Annotated in this window: 1 protein-coding gene; it reads right to left on the bottom strand. The window is 30.6% G+C overall.

Annotated elements, in window-relative coordinates; all coding sequences use genetic code 11:
* Positions 1-645: 645 nt before the first annotated feature.
* Complete coding sequence (locus EII32_RS11145) at positions 646-1,590, bottom strand: protein rep (RefSeq protein ID WP_180554660.1); 945 nt, start codon at positions 1,588-1,590, stop codon at positions 646-648.
* Positions 1,591-2,024 lie beyond the last annotated feature (434 nt).

A 2,024-nucleotide genomic window follows, 5' to 3' on the forward strand; every position in this document is an offset into this window, starting at 1 on the left:
GGAACCCTTAACAATCCCAAAACTTGTCGAATGGTCGGCTTAATAGCTCACGCTATGCCGACATTCGTCTGCAAGTTTAGTTAAGGGTTCTTCTCAACGCACAATAAATTTTCTCGGCATAAATGCGTGTTCTTGTTATAATATAGACATCACATTTAGGGTGCTTATTAAAAGTAGTTTTTTATAATCTACTTCGCAAAAGCAAATAAAAAGCCAATCCATTTTATCTGGGTTGGCTTTTTATTTTTATATGCCTTTATTTGAATTTTAAGGGGGCATTTTAAAGATTCAGGGGTAAATCATATAGTTTTATACCTAAAAGTCTATATACGCTTTTAAAACGCAAATATGAGCCAAATAAATATATCTTAATTTCACAAACAAAAATTTGAGCAAAACCAGTGACTAATTTTTTAGACACTGCCCAGTTATATGCAAATTAAAAATTTAGCAAACTGGGCAGAAAAAAATAAACACTGCCCAGTTATATGCAAATTAAAAATTTAGCAAACTGGGCAGAAAAAAATAAACACTGCCCATTTATATGCAAACTTAAAAGTTAACATGAAAACTGGTCAACCATGCCGGTTGAACGCTATAGTTCCCGCAGGGGCAAAAAGACATAAAAAAACACTAGCTTTTTAGCTAACGTTTCAAATCTTTTAAATAATAATTTTGTTTTTCAAAATTCCAAATTGCCGTAATTGAATGTGCTTTTTCTTCTTCGTCTGTTGTTTTATCTTCGTCACTTGTATTAATCAAATTGCCATCTTCGGCATCATCTAAATTTAAAATCTTATGTTTTTGTTTAAGCAAACCACCATAACTCAACATACGTTTTCGATATAAACCTTTTTCTAAATCATTCACGATTTCTTGATTTCTTTCATCATCATCAGTTAAAAAATCAGATGACTTAACCGAATATTTAGAGGTTTCTTTGATAGCTGCTTGAATATCTTTATCGCCTTTTTGATTTGGTTTGATCGCTTTAATATTTGCTACGGGTCGATAATTTACTTGTAATGCTTTTTGCCATAAATTAACCCATTCTTCTTGAGTTATATAATTAGCTTTATTCTTAAAATAACTATTTTCAACACATAATAAAACATGCATATGTTGATTATAACTACCATCATTTTTATTAACTGTTACTTCCGTTGAACGCAAAAACCCAACAAGATTTTGCTTCACTTTTTTATATCTACTTAACCTATCAAATGCTTTCGTTAAATGTTTCAAACTTTGTTCTAAAGTATCCCCATCTATCGCATTTTTCGTTGAAAGTGTTAAAAATAACCAACGCGCTTTTGGTTTTTCTTTAACAACTTCTTCAATCACTTTTTGAGCTTGATAACTATTTTTCATAGCACGCCTCCAATTACAAACTGGGCAGAGTTTCGACTTACAAAACCATGTCTTATGTAACTTCAAATAACCTTCATCAGTCGGCTTGAACTCTAAGACGTTACCACATTGTTTTACATTAAAAGCCTTTTTTATTTTTAAAATTTCCAGTATATCTGCATAACTTACATTATCTATCTTCTTTTCTCTCCATGGGCGTTGTTTCCCACTTTTCGTCATATCTTTAAGTGTTTCGTTATCTTGATTTTCGTCTATACATCTAGTAGTATTATATTGCATATAAAGAGACCTCCAGTAGTTGTTTATTGAGTAGACGCTTTAATCATACTACTGGGGTTTTTTTATGTCAAAAATTCCTTTCAACAAGAAAAATAGCTATAATCCCTTACATACCAAGGATTACAGCTATAATTTTAAAATCGAGTTATTTCTATATAGTATCAAGACAAGAAGAAACTCGTTTTCAACTCGTTTCAAAAACCTTTCAAAAACCATCAATCCACAAAAATACCACGCGAATGACACTCAAAATACAAGACTACAATTAAAAAATACTTAGAATAAAATTAAATAAAATACGAAAATTAAAAGGAGTTAAAAATGCCTTATATTTATTTAATAATAGCCATAAGTACTGAAGTTATTGGAAGTGC

Source organism: Prevotella sp. OH937_COT-195, assembly GCF_003932845.1.
In the GTDB taxonomy this organism is placed as follows: domain Bacteria; phylum Bacteroidota; class Bacteroidia; order Bacteroidales; family Bacteroidaceae; genus Prevotella.